This window comes from Kitasatospora sp. NPDC018619 (assembly GCF_044391605.1).
Lineage (GTDB): Bacteria > Actinomycetota > Actinomycetes > Streptomycetales > Streptomycetaceae > Kitasatospora.
In genome coordinates this window covers 61,857-82,764 of the sequence record NZ_JBISAI010000026.1, presented here as the reverse complement: position 1 = coordinate 82,764, position 20,908 = coordinate 61,857, and the positions used below count along the sequence as shown (strand labels likewise).

Genomic DNA, 20,908 nt, shown 5'->3' with positions numbered 1-20,908 from the left:
ACCAATGTCCGGCCAGAGGAGTTGCCATGACGGACAGCCTCAGGGACGTCGGAAACGTCGAGCTGTGCTACGAAGTGCTGGGCCAGATCAGCTTCGACACCGGCCAAGGCGATCTGTACGCCGCCCGGAACCGGGCGACCGGAGAAAAGGTGGCGATCAAGGCCCAGAAGGAACGCGGGTTCGAATCAACAGGCTGTTTCGAAGAACTGGGTAAGGAACTTGCCACGGAGGGCACTCATACCTCCAGGCTGTCAGAGGTGCCGGGCGTCCCCGAGTTGATCGCGGTGGGGAAGCTCGGCGACCGGAAGTGCCTCGTCATGGAGTATGTGGACGGCGTGCCGCTGTCCGACGTGGTTTCCTTGTTCCGTCCGGTCCGGGAGACTGCCACCGTGGCATCCGTCATCGGTCAGCTCTGCGAGATCTTGAACGACGTTCACCGGCTCGACTTGGTGCACCGGGATGTCAAGCTCGACAACGTGATGGTGCAGCACTCCGGGCAGCTCCGGCTCCTCGATCTCGGAATGGCCACGCCCACCAACGAAGGCACCGAGTGGGGCTGCGGCACCATCGGGTACGCGGCTCCCGAGCAACTGCGTCCCAGCGACGTCGGTGTGACGGCACAGGCCGATATCTTCTCGTTGGGCTGCCTCCTGCTGGAGATGACCGTCATGCAGCTCCCCTACGGCGGCACCCGCAGCGGCATCGAAGCGCGGAACCCGGTGGTGCTGCCGCCTGATCGGATCGACGCGATCCCCGAAGCCTTCGCCGGACTTGCCCTCGCCATGGTCGAGCTCAAGCCGGAGAACCGGCCGGCCACGGTGCGCGAGGTATACGAGGGAATCCGCGCGAGCCTGCCCGCAACCGGCGTCCCCGCTCCCAGGAAACCCTTGCGGCCGGATCCCACGGAGTACTACCGGGCCTTCCCGCACAGGTGGTGATCGGGAAATTCTTGTCAGCGCAGTGGCTCCATGCGTCGGCGCGCCTCCTGAACGCCGGCACCCCCCATGTACTCTCTCAACATCACCACCCGTTCCAGCACTGCCACCGCCTCCTCCCGGCGCCCGGCTGCCACCAGGACATCCGCATAGATCGACAGGACCTTCTCCTCGTTCGGCCAGTGCTCCTGCCTCCGGTACATCTCGCCGGCCTCCTGGAACAGCGGGATCGCCAACCGGCGTTCCCGTCTGGCGAGGTGAATCTTGGCGAGGGTGTACAACACGTCGGCCAAGCCCCCCTCGTCCGCGGTTCCCTCAGCAACCCGTCGAGCATCACGGCAGACGGCAAGGGCTTCGGCCAGTTCACCACGGTCGAGGTGGATCGTACCGAGGCCGTTGAGCGCGGCGGCCTCGCCGACTGCATCCGCGAGCTCCCGATACAGGCCAAGGGCCGTACGGTGGTGCTCTTCGGCCTCCTCCCAGTGCTGCTGCTTGCGCAAAGTAAGCGCGAGGGCGTGCAGTGAACGGGCGAGGCTCAGCCGACCGGCCTCGCTGTCGTCCTGGGAGCTCAGCAACACGGCGCGCCGCAGTTGCGCCGCCGCGAGATCGTACTCGGAGCGTCGCCAGTTGGTTCCCGCGAGCATCCGGTACACCATCGCGCGGTCCACGAGCGTGGCCTCTCCCGTCTCCTCCACGACCTCTCGGGCAGCAACGAGTCCATCCAGCGCGGCCGTGAGGTGGTGGCGACGCCACTGATAGGTCATCAGCGCCATCGGTAACAGCCAGATGTAGCGCGCCATACCTCGGGTGGCCGCGAGACCGATACAGCTGCGAACTGTCTCGTACTCCGCATCCAGAAATCCCATGGCCTGATCCAGGCTCTCGGGCTCGACCACCGTGACCTCATCCGGCCGTCCGACCGGTAGCGTCCGTCCTCGGTCGAGGAACTGGTCGCAGGCCCGGACGTTCTGCAACTGGTGCTCCAAGATTTGTCGCACCGTCGCCTCCTCGAACCCTCGGCACAGGTCCGAGTCCACCGGCTGGACACGGTAGTGAGCGAAGTTCCTGACAAGGTCATGCAGACGATAACGGTCAACGCGCAGTTCCGCGAGGTTCGCCGCGACCAGCTCCTCCACGGCCCGGTCGGCGCGGATCGCCTCTCCGGCCAAGCCGAGATCCATCACCGCGTCCCACCCGATACTGGGGCCGGGGTGGATCGCCAGCTGCCAGAGCAGGCGTCGCGCCTCTGCGGAAAGCGCCCTGACCGAAAGATTCAGAGCCGTCTCGACGGACAACTCGCCTTGCGGGTCGTCCAGGACGTCCAGTCTCTTCTGTTCCTCCTTGAGCTCCTTCGCCAGAGCGACGATCGCCCTGAGCGGACGCCCCTCCAGTCGCCCGGCGATCACGGTGAGGGCCAGGGGATGGCCGGCACAGGACTTGACAAGATCGTCGAATGCCTGCGCGCAAGTCGCCCGGTTCTGCGGAGCGACCCGCTCCTGGAGCAACGTCATGGCCGCCTCGTCATCCAGTCTCTCGACAGAACAGAGACGCACATCGTGCTTGGCACGCAGGTCACGAAGGCTGCTTCGACTTGTGATGATCACCGTGCTGGTGCCGACCCCCGGGAGCAGCGGCAGAACCTGCCGACCGTCACGTGCGTCGTCGAGCACGATGAGAACCGACCGGCGCGCGAGGGCCGAGCGCAGTGCGGTGGCCTTCTCGTCCGGTCCGACCACCGATGAGTATGGTGGCAGCTCCGGCAGGAACCGGTCGAGCACGTGCTCCGGGTCGACCGGTGGCGTGTCGTCGCCGGCGAATCCACGCAACTCGGCGTACAACGTGCCGTCGGGGAACCGGTCCCGCAGTCGCTGCGCGAGTTGCAGGGCTACGGTGGTCTTCCCGATTCCTGCCATGCCACTGATCACGATGACCGTCCCGCGCCCGGCCGTCTGACGCTCCCGCACGAACTCCACCATCGACCGGATCAGCGCTTCCCGACCAAGAGCCCGCCGTCCGGGCGCCGGCAACTGGTTCGGCACCGGCATCAGTGCGGTGGCCGACGGACTGGGCGTATCCCCCCGGATCCAGCCGATGATCCGCTGCAGAGCGGCATCCGGGCTGCCGAACCGGTCCTTCCACCGTTTGACGATCTCCTCCAGTTCTGTCCGCGGCATCTCAGGGCCGCGGGCGAGCAGGTAGTAGCGAAGCGGCCAGGCCTCATCAGGCAAGCGCTGGTACCACCGTTCGGCCTCGCTGCTCAGCAGCTTCCCGTCCTGCGCGTGCCATGCCGCTTCGAGCTGCCGCCGAACAGCGGTCAGTCGAACTTCGTGCAACTTCAACCTTCGCGTGGCGAACCCTTGGCCAGGTAGCCCCTTGAGCGGCTCCTCCTCCGGGAACTCCGCCAGTGCGCCGGTCAGCACCTCGACCTGTTCAGGCCAGGGGAGCCGCTCGGAGCGCTGCAGTGCTTCGAGGAACCGGAGGTAGTCCACGCTCTGGCGCGGCACACGCAGGATGCAGTAGCCGGAACTGGTGCGTGGCACGCATTCCTCCCCCAGGACCCGCCGCAGGTCGGACATCGCCCGGTCGACCAGCTGTCGGTCGAACTCCTGCCCTGGCCACAGGTGGCCGAAGACCTCGCTGAGGCTGCACCTACAGTCCGGCGACGTCACCAGCAGTCCGAACAGGGCCGCCGGCTTCGTCGTACCGAAGATCCTTTTGGCGCCTGGAACTTCAAGGTTGATCACGCCGAGCACGCGCCCTTCCACGCCCATCCCCTCTTCGCCGCGCGGTGAGGATCGCCGCATCCGCTCCACCCGTCGAATTCTCCACACTCGGTACCCGATCCACGTGGCTTCGCTCCTTTTACACCCCCTCAGCTCCGCCTCAGATACTCCTCAGATCCGGTTCCTTCACGCCGCTCGACTTCCGGGCACGATGACACCAGTCGCCGACCGGACTGACCGGGCGGAGGCTCAACCACCCCCGAAGGAAAGCGAGTTCATGGTCAAGCGCCAGCCCAACCGTCGTCCGGTCCGCCGCAAGCGACCCTCCGACTTCCCGTCCACCAAGCGTCGCTCGACCGGGGCGGCGCGGCCGGAGGTCACCCCGGAGGTGCCCGAGGTCAACCCGGAGGCCCCGTCGCCCTCCGGCGACTGAACCTCCGGATCGCTGGGTGTCCGCCTCCGGCGGGCACCCAGCGTGGCCGCCCGGGCGAGCCCGCGTAGTACGCGCCATACCCAAGACCCAGCAAACCCGTCTAAAAGTGGGGCGCATGAGGCACATGGGTCACATTCCCTCTATGTCTGGAATGTGTTGTCGCGGGCTTCCGGACGGACCTTCTCCTCCCTCCAGCTTCCACCATGCTCAGCGATCAAGAGAGGACAGCTATGAAGGCTGTCGGTTCCAGCAGCGTGTTCGTCGCCGTGGCAAGGCACTTCGCCAATCCTCGAGCTCAGGAGGACCTCCGGTTGACGGTGCCGTCGACCGATGCCGACGGAGGTCCACTCTCCCTCACTCCCAACGACGCCCGCGAGGCCCTCTACGGGCCGAACAGGGATCCCGAGCTGGACGCCGCGATCTGGCAGGAGGCCGTACTTGCTGCGGCCACCGAACCCGGGACGTCGGACCGCCACCGCCTCCTGCTGATCTGGCTGGCGGCGCCCCGGCTCTCCTCCACCGCCACCCGCATCTGCGGACGGCTGCGCGTGGACCGGGCCGATGTCGAGTCGGAGATGGTGCTCGCCCTCCTCACCGGACTACGGACGGCCGACCCCGGGGCGCTACCGCTCATCGGGGAATTGATCAGGATCGCACGCAGCAGTGCATGGCGGTACGCGCGCGCCGGCCTCAAGGAAACGCCGTCCGCGTTTCTGGAGAACCACGGGGATGACTCCCGGCTGCTGCCGCACAACGAGCCCGAGCCCCCGGAGCAGCAACGCGGCATGGAGGTGGAGCTCAGCCGCCCGGACGGGCCCGACGGCTTGCGCACGCCACTGCGCTTCACCCTTCCAGTAGACCGCCTGGGCAAGGAGGTTTTGCGCCACCTCACGGGTGGAGCCGTGCGGCGCGGCGGTCAGCACCAGGTTCGGTCCCCCCGCCCCGCTCCCGTCGCCACCGCGCCCGTGCACCTCCCTGGGAGGTCCAGGTGAGCCTGGCCTCCCAAGGCCCTCTCCGCTTCGTCGAGATGTTCGATCTCCCGACGGTGGTCGACGTGCGGACGGCCGCCCGTGCGCTCAATGTCTGTCCCGCCACCGTCTACCGGCTGCTCCAGCGTCGCACCTTCCCTTGCCCGGTGCTGCGTGTGGGCGGGCAGTACCGGATCCCCACGATCGAGCTGATGCGCGTACTCGGAGTCGACGAACGACCGGTCTACTCGTTGGAGTTCACCCCATCAGCAGAACCCGTCCAGGAGGCGTTCCCGTTTTGAGAAAGCACACGCGTGGCCGGTCGCCTCCCGCGCAATTCCGGCCCCGCAGCGGAGTGCCGTGATGTCCCTGTTCCCGTGCCCGCCGCGGCGGGCACGGGAACAGCCGCGCTCCGACGACCTCGGGGCGCACCTGAGACCGCGAGGAGGAGCAGCCCACGCCGACGCCGGGGTTCCGCGCCCCGACGGCCCCTCGACGCCCCGGCCGGTCCGCCCCGGGCACCGGACGTCGATCGGGCTGACCTCCCGCGCACCAGCCGGTACTGCTCCGCACCGCGGCACCGAACGCGCCGCCGCGACGGACGGGCGCACCCGCCGGGAGCGGGGCGCCGTCTCCGGGGAGCGTCGGGGCCGGCCCCCTGCCCAGGTCGTAGCCGCCCGGCCGCGGGAATGCGACCTGGTGCGGAGGAGGGGTCGCCCCCGGGGCTGACGACCCGCCCCCGGAGCACTGGGAGAGTGTCAACCACCGAACAGCAGGCGGGAGTTGGGGGACGGCTTCCGGTGGAGACCACGGAGGTTGCCATGATGGGGACGTCGATGCGCGGAGCCGTCCGCACAGCGGCGGTCGTCCTGGCGGGAGCGGGCCTGGTGGCCGGCGCCGTCCCGGCGGCGAACGCGCAGGACGCCGGCGGCGCGACCGCCGTCAGTACGACGGCCGCCCCGGCCCGGCGGGTCGACCGGGCGGCGCTGGACGCCGACCTGCGCGCCGTGGTGGCGCCGGGCGGTGCCGTCGCCGCGCTCGGCCGGGTGCGCGAGGACGGCCGCACCCTGTGGCAGGGCGCGGCCGGCACCGCGGACCTCACCACCGGTGAACCCGCGGCGGCCCGCGACCGCTTCCGGATCGGCAGCGCCACCAAGACCTTCGTGGCGACCGTCGTCCTCCAGCTCACCGCGGAACACCGGATCGGCCTGGACGACCCGGTCGAGCAGCACCTGCCCGGCGTCCTGCGCGACGGCGCCGCCATCAGCGTCCGCCAACTGCTCGACCACACCGGCGGCCTCTACAACTACACCTCGGACCCGGCCTTCTCCTACGACGACGAGGCCTCGTTCCGGACCTGGCTCAGCACCGACCGCTGGAAGTCCCGGACGATGGCGGAACTCGTCGCCGTCGCCGAGGCCCACCCCGCGTACTTCCCGCCGGGTCAGGACTGGCACTACTCCAACACCGACTACATCGTGCTCGGCATGCTCGTCGAGAGGACCACGGGCCACAGTTGGCAGCAGGAGGTCGACCGCCGGATCATCCGCCCCCTCGGCCTGCACGAGACCACCATGCCCGAGAACGACCCCACCGTCCCCGGCCGCCACACCCGCGCCTACGCCCTGCTGCCCGGCGGCCCGGTCGACTACACGCTGTTCAACCCGACGATCGCCGGCCCGTCCGGCGCCGGCATCTCCACCACCGCCGACCTCGCCGCCTTCATGTCCGCCCTGCTCGCAGGACGGCTCCTCGGGCCCGCCGAACTCGCCGAGATGAAGCACACCACGGGCCTCGGCCGCGGAGCCGACTACGGCCTCGGCCTGGAACGCACCCCCACCCCGTGCGGGGACTTCTGGGGACACCGCGGCGACAGCCTCGGCTACAGCAGCGTGATGCTCGGCGACGACACCGGACGGCGCCAGGTCGTCCTCTCCCGCAACCCCTACGACCCCGCCGCCCTGCCCGCCTCCGAAGCCGCCTTCGCCCGCCTGGTGACCGCCGCCGCCTGCGCCGGCCGCACCCCCTGACCCCGCCCCGCCCGGCCGGCCCTCCTCGTGCGGACCTCGCGGTGTGGCTTCTGCGCAGGAAGTCGGCCGGGCCGACTTCCTGCGCGGTGCCGTGAAGGCCGCAGCGGCGGGGCGACGCCGGAGCCGCACGGGGGGCAGGAAGCGCAGGAGCCCGCGCGCTCGGGTGAGCGGCGGGCCCCGGAGGGTGCCCGCTAGCCGACGGAGGAGTAGGCGATGATGCCGCGGCGGAGGCCGTCGACGGCCTTGCGGGCCGTCCTGCGGAGTTCGGCGTCCTCGCCGGCGGCGTCCTGGATCTGGCCGAGGACGTCGATCAGCTGCTTGGTCCAGCGGACGAAGTCGCCGGCCGGCATGTCGGCGTCGCGCAGCACCTGGTCGAGGTTGTGGCCGAGCGCCCAGCGGTAGGCGACCCAGGCGAAGCCGAGGTCGGGCTCGCGCTGGCCGACGCCCTCGGCGGTGTTGATCCGGTGCTGCTCCTCCAGGGCGTCCAGGTGCCCCCAGATCCGGACCATCTTGCCGAGCGCCTCCTTGGCCGCGCCCTCCGGCACCCGGGGGGCGCCGGCGTCGTCGGACTGCCGGGCCTCGTACACCAGAGCCGAGGCGCAGGCGGCGAGTTCGGCGGCGGCCAGGCCGCTCCAGACGCCCTCGCGGATGCACTCGGAGGCGAGCAGGTCGAGCTCGCCGTAAAGCCGGCCGAGCCGCTTGCCGTCGTCGGTGACGGTGTCCCCGCTGAGGTAGCCGAGGTCGGTGAGCAGCCCGCAGACCCGGTCGAAGGTGCGGGCGATGGTGTGGGTGCGCGAGCGCATCCGGCGTTCCAGCAGCTCGGTGTCGCGGTGCAGCCGGTGGTAGCGCTCGGCCCAGCGGGCGTGGTCCTCGCGGTCGGAGCAGCCGTGGCAGGGGTGCCGGCGCAGTTCGGCGCGCAGCCGGGTGATCTCCGGGTCGTCCGCGGCGGCGGCGCGGCCGCGGCGGAACCGCTCGGGCTCCAGGTGCCCGGCCTTGGTGCGCAGCGCGGAGGCGAGGTCGCGCCGGGACTGCGGGCTGCGCGGGTTGAAGGACTTGGGGATGCGCAGGCGCTCGATGGCGACGACCGGGTGCGGGAAGTCGATCATGGCGAGCCGCTTGACCTGCCGCTCGGCGGTGAGCACCACCGGGCGCGGGCCGTCCTGGAAGTCGGGGTGGCGCGGGCCGCCCCGGCCGGAGCGGCTGACCGGCGGCAGGCCCGGGTCGAGGACCAGGGCGAGGCCGGCGAACTTGCCGGCGGGCACGTGGATGACGTCGCCCGGCTTGAGCGCCTCGATCGACTCGACGGCGGCCGCGCGGCGCTGGCTGCTCCCCTCGCGGGCCAGCTCGTTCTCGCGGTCCTTGAGCTTGCGGCGCAGCTCCATGTACTCGTCGAAGTCCCCGAGGTGGCAGGTCATCGACGCGCGGTAGCCCTCCAGCCCCTCCTCGTTGCGCTGCACCTGGCGGGCGATGCCGACGACCGAGCGGTCCGCCTGGAACTGGGCGAAGGACGTCTCCAGCAGCTCGCGCGAGCGGTGCCGGCCGAACTGGGAGACCAGGTTGACGGCCATGTTGTACGACGGCCGGAACGAGGACTTCAGCGGGTAGGTGCGGGTGCCGGCCAGGCCGGCCAGCGCCTCCGGGTCGAGGCCGCGCTGCCAGAGCACGACGGCGTGGCCCTCGATGTCGATGCCGCGCCGCCCGGCGCGGCCGGTGAGCTGGGTGTACTCGCCGGGGGTGATGTCGGCGTGGGTCTCGCCGTTCCACTTGACGAGCTTCTCCATGACCACCGAGCGGGCCGGCATGTTGATGCCGAGCGCGAGGGTCTCGGTCGCGAAGACGGCCTTGACCAGGCCCTTCACGAAGAGCTCCTCGACGACTTCCTTGAACCGCGGCAGCATCCCGGCGTGGTGGGCGGCGATGCCGCGCTCCAGCCCGTCCAGCCACTCGAAGTAGCCGAGGACGTGCAGGTCCTCGTCGGGGATGTCGGCGCAGCGCTCCTCGACGAACGCCCGGACCTGCGCCCGCTCGGAGTCCTTGTTGAGCCGCAGGCCGGAGCTGAGGCACTGCTGGACGGCGGCCTCGCAGCCGGCCCGGCTGAAGATGAAGGTGATCGCGGGCAGCAGGCCCTCGGCGTCGAGCCGGTCGATGACGTCCACCCGGCCCGGCGTCCAGACCCGGCCGGGACGGCCGTTGGGCATCGAGCGGCCCCGGCCGCGGCCGAAGCGGTCGCGCGGGTTGCGGTCGAGCTCGGAGCGGGCGAGCCGGACCAGCTCGGGGTTGACGGCCTTGCCGGGGTTCTTCAGGTTGTTCCTGGGCCGGCCGTCGCGGTCCGGGTTCGCGAACAGGTCGTACATCCGGTTGCCGGCCATCACGTGCTGCCACAGCGGCACCGGGCGGGTCTCGGAGACGATCACCCTGGTGCCGCCGCGGACGGTGTCCAGCCAGTCGCCGAACTCCTCGGCGTTGGAGACGGTCGCGGAGAGCGAGACGAGGGTGACCGACTCGGGGAGGTGGATGATGACCTCCTCCCAGACGGCGCCGCGGAAGCGGTCGGCGAGGTAGTGTACCTCGTCCATGACGACGTAGCCGAGGCCGTCGAGGGTGCTGGAGCCCGCGTAGAGCATGTTGCGCAGCACCTCGGTGGTCATGACCACCACGGGCGCGTCGCCGTTGACGGTGTTGTCACCGGTGAGCAGGCCGACCTTGGCGGCGCCGTAGCGCTTGACCAGGTCCCCGTACTTCTGGTTGGAGAGCGCCTTGATCGGCGTGGTGTAGAAGCACTTGCGGCCGGCGGCCAGCGCCAGGTGCACGGCGAACTCGCCGACGATGGTCTTCCCCGAGCCGGTGGGGGCGGCGACCAGGACGCCGGATCCGGACTCCAGCGCCTCGCAGGCCTCCAGCTGGAAGTCGTCCAGCGGGAAGTCGTACAGCTGCTGGAAGCCGTGCAGGGCGGTGGCCTGCTCCTGGGCCCGACGACGGCTGGCCGCGTACGCCTCGGCGGGGCTGAGCTCCTGGTCGTCCTGGGGCTCTGGATCGGGGGTGTTCATCGCCGTCCGGGTGTGATTGGTGTGATCTCGCATCTCAGCCAGAGGTTACCCGGGCGGGCTGACATCGATAGCACCGTTTTTCCGTACGACGGGATGACCGCCGGGACCACCGCCCGGACCACCACGGGGATCAGCCCCTCGACACCACGGGGATCAGCCCCTCAGCAGCTCCGCCAGCCCGCCCGCCAGCCGGTCGTACTCCGCCGGCCGGTTGTACAGCTGCGCGCTGACCCGCAGCACCCCGCCGCCGGCCCACGGGCGGACGGCGATCCGGGTGCCGAACCGGTGCCACACCTCGGCCGTCAGCGCCTTCGCCTGCGGCTCGGTCTCGCCGTACCCGGCGGGCAGCCGGACGGTGCGCATCCACACCCCGGGCGTCGCGGGCAGCGGGGCCAGCCCGGCCCGCTCGACCAGCGCCCGGCAGCCGTACCCGGCGAGGGCGGTGTTGTGGGCGGCCACCGCCGGGTGGCCGAGGTCGCGCAGCAGCCCGAAGCCGGCCGGGGCGGCGAGCCAGGGCGTGTAGTCGCAGGTGCCGCGCCACTCGACGCTGCCCGGGAAGCCCTGGTCGTGCTCCCAGGACAGCGCCAGCGGGCGCACCCGGTCGGTCCACTCGGGGCGGACGGAGAGCACCCCGGTGGCGCGCGGGGCGAAGGCCCACTTGTGCAGGTTGCCGAACCAGAAGTCGGCGTTCGGGTCGATCGGGGCGGGCAGCATGCCGGGCGCGTGGGCGCCGTCCACCACCGTGGTGACGCCGCGGGCGCGCAGGTCGGCGAGCAGGGCCGGGCCGGCCACCAGGCGGGCGGTGGGCGAGGTCAGCTGGTCGAGGACGGCGACGGTGGTGCGCCCGTCCACGGCGGCGAGCACGGCCTCCCGGACGGCCTGCTCGTCGGGGGCGTCCAGCGGCACCGGGGCGACGACCACCTCGGCGCCGGTCTCGGCGGCCTTGCGGGCCGCGGCCCTGGTCACCGCGCCGTAGCCGTGGTCGGTGACCACGATCCGGTCGCCGGGCGCGAAGGGGATGCTGTCCAGGGCGATCGCGACCGCCTCGGTCACGTTGGAGACCAGCGCGAGCCGGCCCGGGTCGGTGTCCAGGTCCGCGGCGATCCGGGCCCGGGCGGCGGCGATCCGGGCCGGGAGGTCGGCGAAGAAGCCGTCCGGGTCCTCCTCGTGCTCGGCGCGCAGCCGCTCCTGGACCCGCTGCACGGGGACGGGCACGGCGCCGAACGAGCCGTGGTTCAGGTGCGCCGTCCGCGGCGACACGCTGAACAGCCCCTCGGCGGCGGGTACCGGCTCCGGGGCTCCGGCGCTGCGCAGGTCCTCGATCACGGTTTCCTCCCGCTGGGCGGCTACGCACTGATGTGTGACATTTCACACGACAGACTACTGGTCGGGGCCCGCGCCGCGCGACGACCATCGGGCGGTGACCATCACCGACGCCTTCCCTGCCCTCGGCGACGATCGAGGGCATCAGGGCGGCGGTGAAGTAGCGGTTCATCGCGTACGGCGCGAAGCCGCCCGCCAGGATCGAGGCCGGGGCGGCGTACCGGCGGGAGAAGGGTTCGCGCCACCCTCCGGAGGCCCCGGCCGAGGCCGGCTCCGGCGGGCAACTGTCCGGCTCTGCGGGGGTGGTGTCGTTCCCTGACGGCACTTGATCCGGTCACGCCCGGTACGCTGGGACTTCAACAGAGCTTGAAGTCAAGGAGCCGTCATGGCCACCGCGCCGGTCGATCTGCTGAGCGTCGGCGAGGTGGCCCGGCGGGCCGGGATCGCCACCTCGGCGGTGCGCTTCTACGAGGACCAGGGGCTGATCTCCTCCGAGCGCACCGCGGGCAACCAGCGGCGCTACCGGCGGCACGTGCTGCGCCGGATCTCGCTCATCCTGGTCGCCAAGCGGCTCGGCATCCCGCTGTCCGAGGTCGCCGAGGTCTTCACCAGCCTGCCCGAGGACCGGATGCCGGGCAAGCACGACTGGGAGCGGATCTCCCGGCGCTGGGCCGAGCAGCTGCGCGCCCGCCGGGCCGAGCTGGAACGGCTGGAGGACGAGCTGACCGGCTGCATCGGCTGCGGCTGCGTGTCGCTGCGCCGCTGCCGGGTGCTCAACCCGGGGGACGAGCTGGCCGCGGAGGGCCCGGGGCCGCGCCGGCTGCTGCCGGAGGAGGGCCTGCTGCCCGTCGAGGAGTGACGGCCGGGGGTGCGGGCCGGCGGCGGGGAGGGGGCGGGCCCGGTCGGACGCGGCCCTCGCAGGGTTCCCCGCCGCGTCCGACCGGGGGTCTCGGGGGTGAGGGCGAGCCTCGGGAGCGAAGCGGCTAGCCCTCCGGGAAGTGGCAGGCGGCCTGCCGCTCGCCTGCCCCGGCGATCCTCAGCAGCGGCCGCTCCGTCCGGCACACCTCCCGGGCCTTGGGGCAGCGCGGGTGGAAGGTGCAGCCGGGCGGCGGGTCGGCCGGGCTCGGCGGGTCCCCGAGCAGCACGATCCGCTCCCGCTCGCGCTCCGCCCGGGGGTCGGGCAGCGGCACGGCGGACAGCAGCGCCCTGGTGTACGGGTGCGCGGGGCTGCCGTACACCTCGGCCTTGTCGCCGATCTCCACGATCCGGCCCAGGTACATCACCGCGACCCGGTCGCAGACCCGCTTGACCACCGAGAGGTCGTGCGCGATGAACACGTAGGCGAGCCCCAGCTCCTGCTGGAGCCGCTCCATCAGGTTGACCACCTGGGCCTGGATGGAGACGTCCAGGGCGGAGACCGGCTCGTCGGCGACCACCAGCCGCGGCGAGGTGGCCAGCGAGCGGGCGATGCCGATGCGCTGGGCCTGCCCGCCGGAGAACTCGTGCGGGTAGCGGTCCAGGTGCTCGGGGATCAGCCCGACCAGCTCCAGCAGCTCCGCGGCCCGCTTCCGGGCGTCCGCCGCGCTCCCACCCTGGACCAGCAGCGGCTCGGAGATGATCCGGGCCACCGTCTGGCGGGGGTTGAGCGAGGAGTACGGGTCCTGGAAGACCATCTGGAGGTCCCGCCGGTGCGGGCGCAGCCGGGCCTGGGAGAGCCCGCCGATCTCGGTGCCGTCGAAGGTGACGGTGCCCGAGGTCGGGTCGAGCAGCCGGACGACCATCCGCCCGGTGGTGGACTTGCCGCAGCCGGACTCGCCGACCAGGCCGAGCGTCTCGCCGGCGCCGACGTCGAAGCTCACCCCGTCCACCGCGCGGACCGGCGCTCCGGGCCGGCCGGTGCGGCCGCGCCGGCCGGGGAAGGTCTTCACCAGGTCCCGTACGGAGAGCAACGGTTCCGTCATCACAGCACCCCTTCCGGCACCAGCGGCAGGTGGCAGGCGGCCTGGTGGCCGGGGGCGAGCCGGTCGAGCGCGGGGCGCTCGGCCAGGCAGCGGGCGTGCTCCTCGGCGGACGCGGCGGTGGTGCGGGCGCAGCGCGGGGCGAAGGAGCAGCCGGGTGCGGGGGCGACCAGCGACGGCGGGCTGCCGGGGATGGCCCGCAGCGGGGCGTCGTCGGTGTCGTCCAGGCGCGGCAGCGAGTCCAGCAGGCCGCGGGTGTACGGGTGCGCGGGCTGCCGGAACAGCCGGTCCACCGGGGCCCGTTCGGCGGCCCGGCCGCCGTACATGACCAGCACCTCGTGGGCGACCCGGGCGACCACGCCGAGGTCGTGGGTGATCATCACCACGCCCAGGCCGCGCTCCTGCTGGATCCGGGCGATCAGGTCGAGGATCTGCGCCTGGACGGTGACGTCGAGCGCCGTGGTGGGCTCGTCGGCGATCAGCAGCTCGGGCTCGCAGGCCAGCGCCATGGCGATCATGACGCGCTGGCGCATGCCGCCGGAGAACTGGTGGGGGTACTCGTCGACCCGGCGGGCCGGCTCCGGGATGCCGACCTCGGCCAGCATCTCCACCGCCTTGGCCTTCCCGGCCCTGCGGTTCGCCCCGAAGTGCACCCGGTAGTGCTCGGCGATCTGCTCGCCGACGGTGTAGAAGGGGTGCAGGCTGGACAGCGGGTCCTGGAAGACCATCGCGATCCGGCGGCCCCGGACGGTGCCCAGCTCCCGCTCCCCCAGCCCGTTCAGCTCCCGGCCGTGCAGCCGGATCGAGCCGGCGACGGCGGCGCCGCGGTGCAGGCCCATGACGGCGAGCGAGGTGACGGACTTTCCGCTGCCCGACTCGCCGACCAGCCCGAGGGTGCGCCCGGCCCCGACGGTGAAGGAGATCCCGTCCACCGCGCGGACGCTGCCGCGCGGGGTGTCGAACGCGACCGTGAGGTCCTCGACCTCCAACAGCTCGGCCATCAGTACCTCACTCTCGGGTCGACGAACGCGTAGAGCAGGTCGACCAGCAGGTTCGCCGCGACGATGAAGAAGGCCGCGAGCAGGGTGACGCCGAGGATGACGGGCTGGTCGGAGCGGCCCAGGCCGTCGTAGAACAGCCGGCCGACGCCGGGCAGGCCGAAGATCGACTCGGTGATGACCGCGCCGGCCAGCAGGCCGCCGAGGTCCATCCCGAAGATGGTCAGGATCGGCGTCACCCCGGAGCGCAGCCCGTGCTTGACGGTGACCGTCCGCGGCGGCAGGCCCTTGGCCCGGGCGGTGCGGATGTACGGCTCGGCCATCGCCTCGATCATCGAGTTGCGGCTCTGCCGGGCGTACATCGCCGCGTACAGCAGGGCCAGCGCGATCCACGGCAGCAGCAGGTTGGAGCCCCAGGCCAGCGGGTTGTCGGTGAACCTGTGGTACGAGGGGTAGGGCAGCAGGCCGGCCGTCCTGACGACGCCCCAGATCAGCATGACCGAGGTGAAGTAGACCGGCAGCGAGGCGGTGCCGACGGAGAGCACCATCAGCGCCCGGTCGATCGGCCTGCCCTTGCGCAGCGCCGAGGTGACGCCCGCGCCGAGGCCGAGGACCAGCCAGAGCACGGCCGCGCCGAGCGCCAGCGAGACGGAGACCGGCAGGCGGTCGGTGAGCAGGTCCCACACCGGCAGCCCGTACTCGTAGGAGTAGCCGAGGCAGGGGAAGCCGCAGTGCACCGCGCTGGGGCCGGAGCCGTAGTCGCGGCCGGCGAAGATGCCGCCGAGGTAGGCGAGGAACTGGTCCCAGACCGGCTTGTCCAGGCCCATCGCCGCCTTGACGTCGGCCAGCCGCTCGGGGCTGCAGGTCTTGCCGCAGGCGGCCGTGGCCGGGTCGTTGGGCAGCAGGTAGAAGATGGTGAAGGTGATGGCGCAGATGGCGAGCAGGATGCCCGCCACGCCGAGCAGCCGGCGGCCGAGGTAGAGGATCACGACCGGCCTCCCCGGGGGTCGAGGATGTCCCGCAGCGCGTCGCCGAGCAGGGTGAAGGCGAGGACGGCGACGAACAGGAAGGCCGTCGGGATCAGGAAGTACGTCGGGTCGGTCTCGTAGTGCACGATGCTCTCGGCAATCATCTGGCCCCAGGAGGCCGTCGGCGGGCGGACGCCCACGCCGAGGTAGCTGAGCGCGGCCTCGGTGGCGATCATGCCGGGCACCAGCAGGGTGGTGTAGGCGATGATCGGACCGGAGACGTTCGGCAGGATCTCCCGGGTGAGGATCCGCCAGGAGCGCGCCCCGCCGACCCTGGCGGCCTCGACGTACTCGCGGTGCTTGAGCGAGAGGGTCTGGCCGCGCACCACCCGGGCGATGCCGGGCCAGGTGAACAGTCCGATCACCAGGGTGATCAGCAGGATCCGGTTGACGTCCTTGGCCACCGACATCATCGCGATCATGAAGATCAGCGAGGGGAAGGACATCGTGAGGTCCATCAGCCGGGACAGCAGCGTGTCGACGCGGCCGCCGAAGTAGCCCGCCGCGATGCCGGCCAGGGTGCCGGTGACCACGACGACGGCGGTCGCGGTGAACGCGATCAGCAGGGAGACCTGACCGCCGTGCAGCACCCGGGCGAACAGGTCGCGGCCGGTGACCGGCTCGACGCCCAGCCAGTGCCGGGCGCTGATGCCGCCGAAGCCGCCCCGGGGCAGACCGCCCAGGTACGGGTCGACGGCACGCTTGTCGAACTCCTCGGGGGTCCAGCCGCCGAGCGAGCCGAGCGGGCCGGCCAGTGCGGCGGCCAGCACCAGCACGCCGACGGCGACCAGTCCGAACCGGGCCGGTCCCCTGGCCCACAGCTGGTCCCAGACCAGCCGCCAGGGCCCGCGCCCGGCGCTCTTCCCGGCGCCCGCCGCCGTGGTGCCCGCCACGGCGGCGGGCTCGGTGGTGGTACTCATCCGTCGGCCCCTCACTTGCCCTTGGCCGGGTCCTTGAGGCCGATGGCGGCCAGGTCGAGCATCCCGGCGTAGCCCTGGTTGCCGAACGCGCCGGCCACGTTGGTGCCGACCAGCAGGGGGCGGCGCTGCCAGATCAGCGGGACGGCCGGGGCCTTCCGCAGCAGGTCCTGGTCCAGCTGCTGCCAGGCCTTGTCGGCCTCGTCGACGTCCGTCATGGCCGCGATCCGGTCCATCCGGTCCATCGTGGCCTGGTCCCTGTACTGGCTCAGGTTGCCCTGGTTGCCCTTCTCCTTGATGGTGCGGCCGTCGAACTGGAACGGCAGGAAGGTCGCACCGGAGGGGTAGTCGGGGCACCAGCCGCTGATGGTCAGCTCGGGCGCGTTCCGGGTGTCGCCGACGGTGTCCTGGAAGGCCGACGGGTCGGTGGTGTTGACGGTGACCTGGACGCCGGCCTTGGACAGCGACTGCTGGATCGCCTCGGCGCGGGTCTTGTCGCCGAGCGAGACGGTGATCGAGACCTTCAGGTCGGTCCTGCCCGCCTCCTGGAGCAGCTTCCTGGCCTTCTCCGGGTCCCCGGTGGCCGGGATCCCCAGCGGGTCGGACCTGACGCCGGCGGTCAGCGAGGGCGGCAGGTAGGAGGTCGCCACGTCGGCCATCGCCGGGCCGCCGAAGGCCGTCACCTGCGCCTCGCGGTCGACCGCCCACATCATCGCCTCGCGCACCTTCGGGTCGTCGAAGGGGGCCTTGGAGGTGTTCAGGTACAGCATGTCGGTGCACCCGGTCACCTCGGCGGCCATCCGGGACTTGACCTCCGGCTTGGGCAGCACCTTGGCGACGGTCTCGTGCGCCATCCAGGGCATGTTGACGGCATTGGCGTCGGCGCCGTCGCTCGCGATGATCCGGTCGTCGGCCTGGCCGCCCTTGATGCCCTCGGTGACCACGATCCTGTCCGGGTAGGCCTTGCGGACGGTGTCGGTGGCCGGGTCCCAGTCGGTGTTGCGGACCAGCACCAGCTGCTTGCCGCGGTCGTAGGCCTCGATCTTGTACGGGCCGGAGGAGAACGGCCGGGCGTCGTACTGGGTGCCCTTCTCCTGGGACTGCGGCACCGGGGAGAAGGTCGGCAGCGAGACGGTGGAGGAGAACTCGGCGACGGGGCGCTTCAGGTGGAAGACGACCGTCCGGTCGTCCGGGGTCCCGATGCTCGGCAGGTGCTCGCCGTTCAGCGGGCCCTTGTAGTTCTCGCCGCCCGCCAGGTACTGGATCGCGTAGTCGGGGCCGCCGGTGAGGTCCGGGGAGAAGGAGCGCTCGACGTTGTACTTGATGTCGGCGGACCTGATCGGCGTGCCGTCCTCGTACCTGAGGCCGTCCTTGAGGGTGAAGGTCCACACCCTGCCGCCCTCGGAGGACGTGCCGAGGTCGGTGGCGAGGTCCGGGACGATCTCGCTGCCGGCCGCGCCCGGCTCGGACCTGAAGGTGGTCAGCGTCCGGTAGAGCAGCCGGGTGCCGAAGTCCATGTGCGGCACCACCCAGTTGCGGGCCGGGTCGAGATGGGCGAAGTCCTGGTTGGTCAGGACGGTCAGGGTGCCGCCCCGGGCCGGGGTGCCGCCGATGATCGAGCCGGAGGCCGCGCCCGGGCCCCTGCCGTCCGAGGGGGCGGCGTCGGCGCCGCTGTCGCCCTTGTCGTGGGAGCAGGCCCCGAGGCCGAGGGTGAGGGTCGCCGCGAGGGCCGCCGCGAGGGCGGCGTGGGTGCGCCTGGTCATGTGCAACTCCGCTGTGGGGGCCTGATCGTCCGACCTGGCCGGGGGTGCGCTGTGTGACCCGTAACATAGTAATGTGAAATTGCACTGCACAAGAGGTGACGACCCCCGTTACCGAGCTGTGTCCGTGTCAGCATCTCCCCAGCCCTGCCAAGGAGTTCACCGGTGACCGTCCCCCCGACCGGCCTCGACACCGGGAGCCACGACCTCCCGGTCTCCCCCGCCCTCGCCTCGTTCATGGCCACCGGCTGGGCCGCCACCCCGCTGCCCGCCGACGCCCGGGTACCCGGGTACGACCGCTTCCCCGGCCGCCGCGCCCGGCTCTCCGCCGCCTTCCCCGGCGAGCGGCTCGTCGTCCCCGCCGGGCGGCTCAAGGTCCGCTGCAACGACCTCGACTTCCGCTTCCGCCCGCACAGCGCCTACGCCTGGCTCACCGGCCTCACCGGCGAGGACCAGGCCGACCACGTCCTCGTCCTGGAACCGGCCGGCCCCGAGGGCCACGAGCCGGTCCTCTACCTGCGCCCGCGCTCCCCGCGCGACGGCGGCGCGTTCTACCGCGACCGCCGGTACGGCGAGTTCTGGGTCGGCTCCCGCCCCGACCTCGCCGAGGCGGCCCGGCTCACCGGGGTGCGCACCGAGCACCTCGACGAGCTCGGCACGCTGCTCACCGGCCCCCAGCCGCCCACCCGGGTGCTGGCCGGCACCGACCCGCTGGTCGACCAGGCCGCCGGGCGGCCGGACGGCGACCACCGGGACGGCGAACTGGCCGCCGTGCTCTCCGAGTTGCGCCTGGTCAAGGACGAGTGGGAGATCGGCCAGCTGCAACTGGCCGTCGACCACACCACCACCGGCTTCGAGGACGTCGTCCGCGCCCTGCCCGCCGCGCTGCGCCACCACCGGGGCGAGCGCTGGATCGAGGGCGTCTTCGACCTGCGCGCCCGCGCGGAGGGCAACGGCACCTCCTACACCACCATCGCCGCCTCCGGTGCCCACGCCTGCGTGCTGCACTGGATCCGCAACGACGGCGCCCTCGACCCGGACTCCCTGCTGCTGCTGGACGCCGGCGTCGAGACCGACACCCTCTACGCCGCCGACATCACCCGTACCCTGCCGCTCAGCGGCACCTTCACGCCGGTCCAGCGCCAGGCCTACGACCTCGTCCTGGCCGCCCAGAGCGCCGGCATCGCCGCCCTGCGCCCGGGCGCGCGGTTCCGCGACTTCCACCGCGCCGCGATGCGGGTGATCGCCGAGGGCCTCGCCGACTGGGGCGTGCTGCCCGTCTCCGCCGAGGAGGCCCTCGCCGAGGACAACGGCCTCCACCGCCGCTACACCCTCTGCGGCAGCGGCCACATGCTCGGCCTCGACTACCACGACTGCGCCAGTGCCCGCGCCGGCCGCTACCTCGACGGCACCCTGGAGGAGGGGATGGTCCTCACCGTCGAACCCGGCCTCTACCTCCAGCCCGACGACGAGACCCTGCCCGCGGAACTCCGCGGCCTCGGCATCCGGATCGAGGACGACCTGGTCATCACCGCCGACGGCGCCCACCTGATGTCCGGCGCCCTGCCGCGCGCCGCCGGGGACGTCGAGTCCTGGATGGCGGACATGCTCTCCTGAGCCCGGGAGCGGACGGTCACGCCACCGTGACCGCCCGCTCACCGGCCCGGACGCTGACCCGCCCCACGGCCTGCGCGCTCCACCCGCTACTCCCGCGCCGACCGCCAGAGGTCGGCGACGATCGTCTCCGCCGGGCCCGTACGGGCGAGCCGGTGCGCCGTGCCGGCCCACAGGTGCATGGCGGTCGTGTCGCCGCGGCGGGCGGCGGCGGCGCGCAGCGGCGTGGTGAGGCGGTTCACCTCCGGGTAGGCGGGCGGGGCGTACGGGCCATAGCGGTCCATGAAGGCGTTGCGCAGGCCGCGGGCCGGGCGGCCGGTGAAGGCGCGGGTGACGGCCGTCTCCCGGAGTTCGACCAGCGCGGCCCGGTGGGCGGCCGAGGCCCCGGACTCGTCGGAGCGCAGCAGGGCCGTGCCCAGCTGCACCGCCACCGCCCCCGCCCGCAGCGCCGCCGCGACGGCCGGGCCGTCGCCGAGCCCGCCCGCGGCGATCAGCGGCAGCGCCGTCACCTCCCGCACGGCGGGCAGCAGTCGGAGCAGCGGCAGCTCCCCCGGCTGGTCCGCCGCCCGGTGGGTGCCGCGGTGGCCGCCCGCCTCCGGGCCCTGTACGCACAGCGCGTCCATCCCGAGCGCCTCCGCCGCCCGCGCCTCCTGCGGCGAGGTGACGGTGGCGACCTGCATCGTGCCGACCGCCCGCAGCGCCGCCGCCTCCTCGGCCGTCGGCAGCCCGAAGGTGTAGGAGACCACCGGCACCGGGTCGGCGACCAGCAGGGCGAGCTTGGCCTCCCAGTCATCCCGGTCCGGCCCGGCCTCCTGCGGCAGTTCCACGTCCCACCGCTCGGCCTCCGGGCGCAGCCGCTCCCGGTAGGCGGCCACGGCGGCCGCGTCCCCGGGCGGGCCGGGCACGAAGAGGTTCACCCCGAACGGCCGGTCGGAGGCCTTCCGCACCGCGGTGATCTGCTCGGAGAGCGCGGCGGCCGACTTCATCCCGGCGGCCAGGAACCCCAGCCCGCCGGCCCGGTTCACCGCCGCCACCAGCTCGGGCGTGGACGGGCCGCCCGCCATCGGGGCGGCGATCACGGGGACGGCGAGCTCGTCGAGCCGGACGGTCATCGGGCGCTCCTCACACTGCGGTACGCGACACTGCTGCGGGTACGGAACGCCCCCACCCTACG

At 72.3% G+C, this 20,908-nt stretch carries 16 protein-coding genes; 7 read left to right on the top strand and 9 right to left on the bottom strand.

Translation table 11 applies throughout. The annotated features are described in order from the left end of the window. The first annotated feature begins 26 nt into the window (after window positions 1-26). A complete protein-coding gene (locus ACH5AR_RS30370; protein WP_396304734.1) occupies window positions 27-938 on the top strand; it encodes a serine/threonine-protein kinase in 912 nt (303 codons plus the stop codon). 14 nt (window positions 939-952) lie between these two features. On the opposite strand, the gene ACH5AR_RS30365 is transcribed toward ACH5AR_RS30370, so the two are convergent. Next, window positions 953-3,739, bottom strand: coding sequence for an AfsR/SARP family transcriptional regulator (locus ACH5AR_RS30365; RefSeq protein ID WP_396304753.1), 2,787 nt, complete (start codon window positions 3,737-3,739; stop codon window positions 953-955). 196 nt (window positions 3,740-3,935) lie between these two features. Between ACH5AR_RS30365 and ACH5AR_RS30360 the strand changes: the two genes are divergently transcribed. From ACH5AR_RS30360 to ACH5AR_RS30345, 4 genes are all read left to right on the top strand, one after another. Further along, window positions 3,936-4,091 (top strand): hypothetical protein, encoded by a 156-nt coding sequence (locus ACH5AR_RS30360; RefSeq protein WP_396304733.1) that lies wholly within the window; start codon window positions 3,936-3,938, stop codon window positions 4,089-4,091. 230 nt (window positions 4,092-4,321) lie between these two features. Beyond that, window positions 4,322-5,083 carry a hypothetical protein gene (locus ACH5AR_RS30355; protein ID WP_396304732.1) on the top strand — a complete coding sequence of 254 codons (762 nt, stop codon included), beginning with the start codon at window positions 4,322-4,324 and terminating at the stop codon, window positions 5,081-5,083. Continuing rightward, window positions 5,080-5,361, top strand: coding sequence for a helix-turn-helix domain-containing protein (locus tag ACH5AR_RS30350; protein ID WP_396304731.1), 282 nt, complete (start codon window positions 5,080-5,082; stop codon window positions 5,359-5,361). Before ACH5AR_RS30355 ends, ACH5AR_RS30350 begins: the two co-directional genes overlap by 4 nt. Before the next feature lie 519 nt (window positions 5,362-5,880). Beyond that, entirely contained in the window at window positions 5,881-7,089 is a 1,209-nt protein-coding gene (locus tag ACH5AR_RS30345; RefSeq protein ID WP_396304730.1) for a serine hydrolase domain-containing protein, read from the top strand. Window positions 7,090-7,280: 191 nt separating this feature from the next. Here the strand turns inward: ACH5AR_RS30345 and ACH5AR_RS30340 are convergent, their stop codons facing one another. Then, window positions 7,281-10,136 (bottom strand): DEAD/DEAH box helicase, encoded by a 2,856-nt coding sequence (locus ACH5AR_RS30340; RefSeq protein WP_396304752.1) that lies wholly within the window; start codon window positions 10,134-10,136, stop codon window positions 7,281-7,283. 153 nt (window positions 10,137-10,289) lie between these two features. Beyond that, window positions 10,290-11,462: an aminotransferase class V-fold PLP-dependent enzyme gene (locus tag ACH5AR_RS30335; protein WP_396304729.1), complete on the bottom strand. Its 1,173-nt coding sequence runs from the start codon at window positions 11,460-11,462 to the stop codon at window positions 10,290-10,292. Between the two features lie 382 nt (window positions 11,463-11,844). Here ACH5AR_RS30335 and soxR point away from each other — a divergent pair, with 382 nt between their 5' ends. Continuing rightward, window positions 11,845-12,318 (top strand): redox-sensitive transcriptional activator SoxR, encoded by a 474-nt coding sequence (soxR, locus tag ACH5AR_RS30330; protein ID WP_396304728.1) that lies wholly within the window; start codon window positions 11,845-11,847, stop codon window positions 12,316-12,318. A 124-nt stretch (window positions 12,319-12,442) separates the two neighbouring features. Here the strand turns inward: soxR and ACH5AR_RS30325 are convergent, their stop codons facing one another. From ACH5AR_RS30325 to ACH5AR_RS30305, 5 genes are read right to left on the bottom strand one after another with little or no spacing between them, the layout of a single operon-like run. Beyond that, complete coding sequence (locus ACH5AR_RS30325; protein ID WP_396304727.1) at window positions 12,443-13,420, bottom strand: ABC transporter ATP-binding protein; 978 nt, start codon at window positions 13,418-13,420, stop codon at window positions 12,443-12,445. Continuing rightward, the gene (locus ACH5AR_RS30320) at window positions 13,420-14,418 is read right to left on the bottom strand and encodes an ABC transporter ATP-binding protein (protein WP_396304726.1); all 999 of its coding nucleotides are present in this window, start codon (window positions 14,416-14,418) and stop codon (window positions 13,420-13,422) included. The genes ACH5AR_RS30325 and ACH5AR_RS30320 overlap by 1 nt, the downstream gene beginning before the upstream one ends. After that, complete coding sequence (locus tag ACH5AR_RS30315) at window positions 14,418-15,404, bottom strand: ABC transporter permease (RefSeq protein ID WP_396304725.1); 987 nt, start codon at window positions 15,402-15,404, stop codon at window positions 14,418-14,420. The genes ACH5AR_RS30320 and ACH5AR_RS30315 overlap by 1 nt, the downstream gene beginning before the upstream one ends. Next, window positions 15,401-16,363 carry an ABC transporter permease gene (locus ACH5AR_RS30310; RefSeq protein WP_396304724.1) on the bottom strand — a complete coding sequence of 321 codons (963 nt, stop codon included), beginning with the start codon at window positions 16,361-16,363 and terminating at the stop codon, window positions 15,401-15,403. The genes ACH5AR_RS30315 and ACH5AR_RS30310 overlap by 4 nt, the downstream gene beginning before the upstream one ends. Window positions 16,364-16,374: 11 nt before the next feature. Then, entirely contained in the window at window positions 16,375-18,123 is a 1,749-nt protein-coding gene (locus ACH5AR_RS30305) for an ABC transporter substrate-binding protein (protein WP_396304723.1), read from the bottom strand. 162 nt (window positions 18,124-18,285) lie between these two features. Here ACH5AR_RS30305 and ACH5AR_RS30300 point away from each other — a divergent pair, with 162 nt between their 5' ends. Next, complete coding sequence (locus tag ACH5AR_RS30300) at window positions 18,286-19,737, top strand: aminopeptidase P family protein (RefSeq protein ID WP_396304722.1); 1,452 nt, start codon at window positions 18,286-18,288, stop codon at window positions 19,735-19,737. A gap of 86 nt (window positions 19,738-19,823) precedes the next feature. Here the strand turns inward: ACH5AR_RS30300 and ACH5AR_RS30295 are convergent, their stop codons facing one another. Next, window positions 19,824-20,846: an NAD(P)H-dependent flavin oxidoreductase gene (locus ACH5AR_RS30295; RefSeq protein WP_396304721.1), complete on the bottom strand. Its 1,023-nt coding sequence runs from the start codon at window positions 20,844-20,846 to the stop codon at window positions 19,824-19,826. Window positions 20,847-20,908 lie beyond the last annotated feature (62 nt).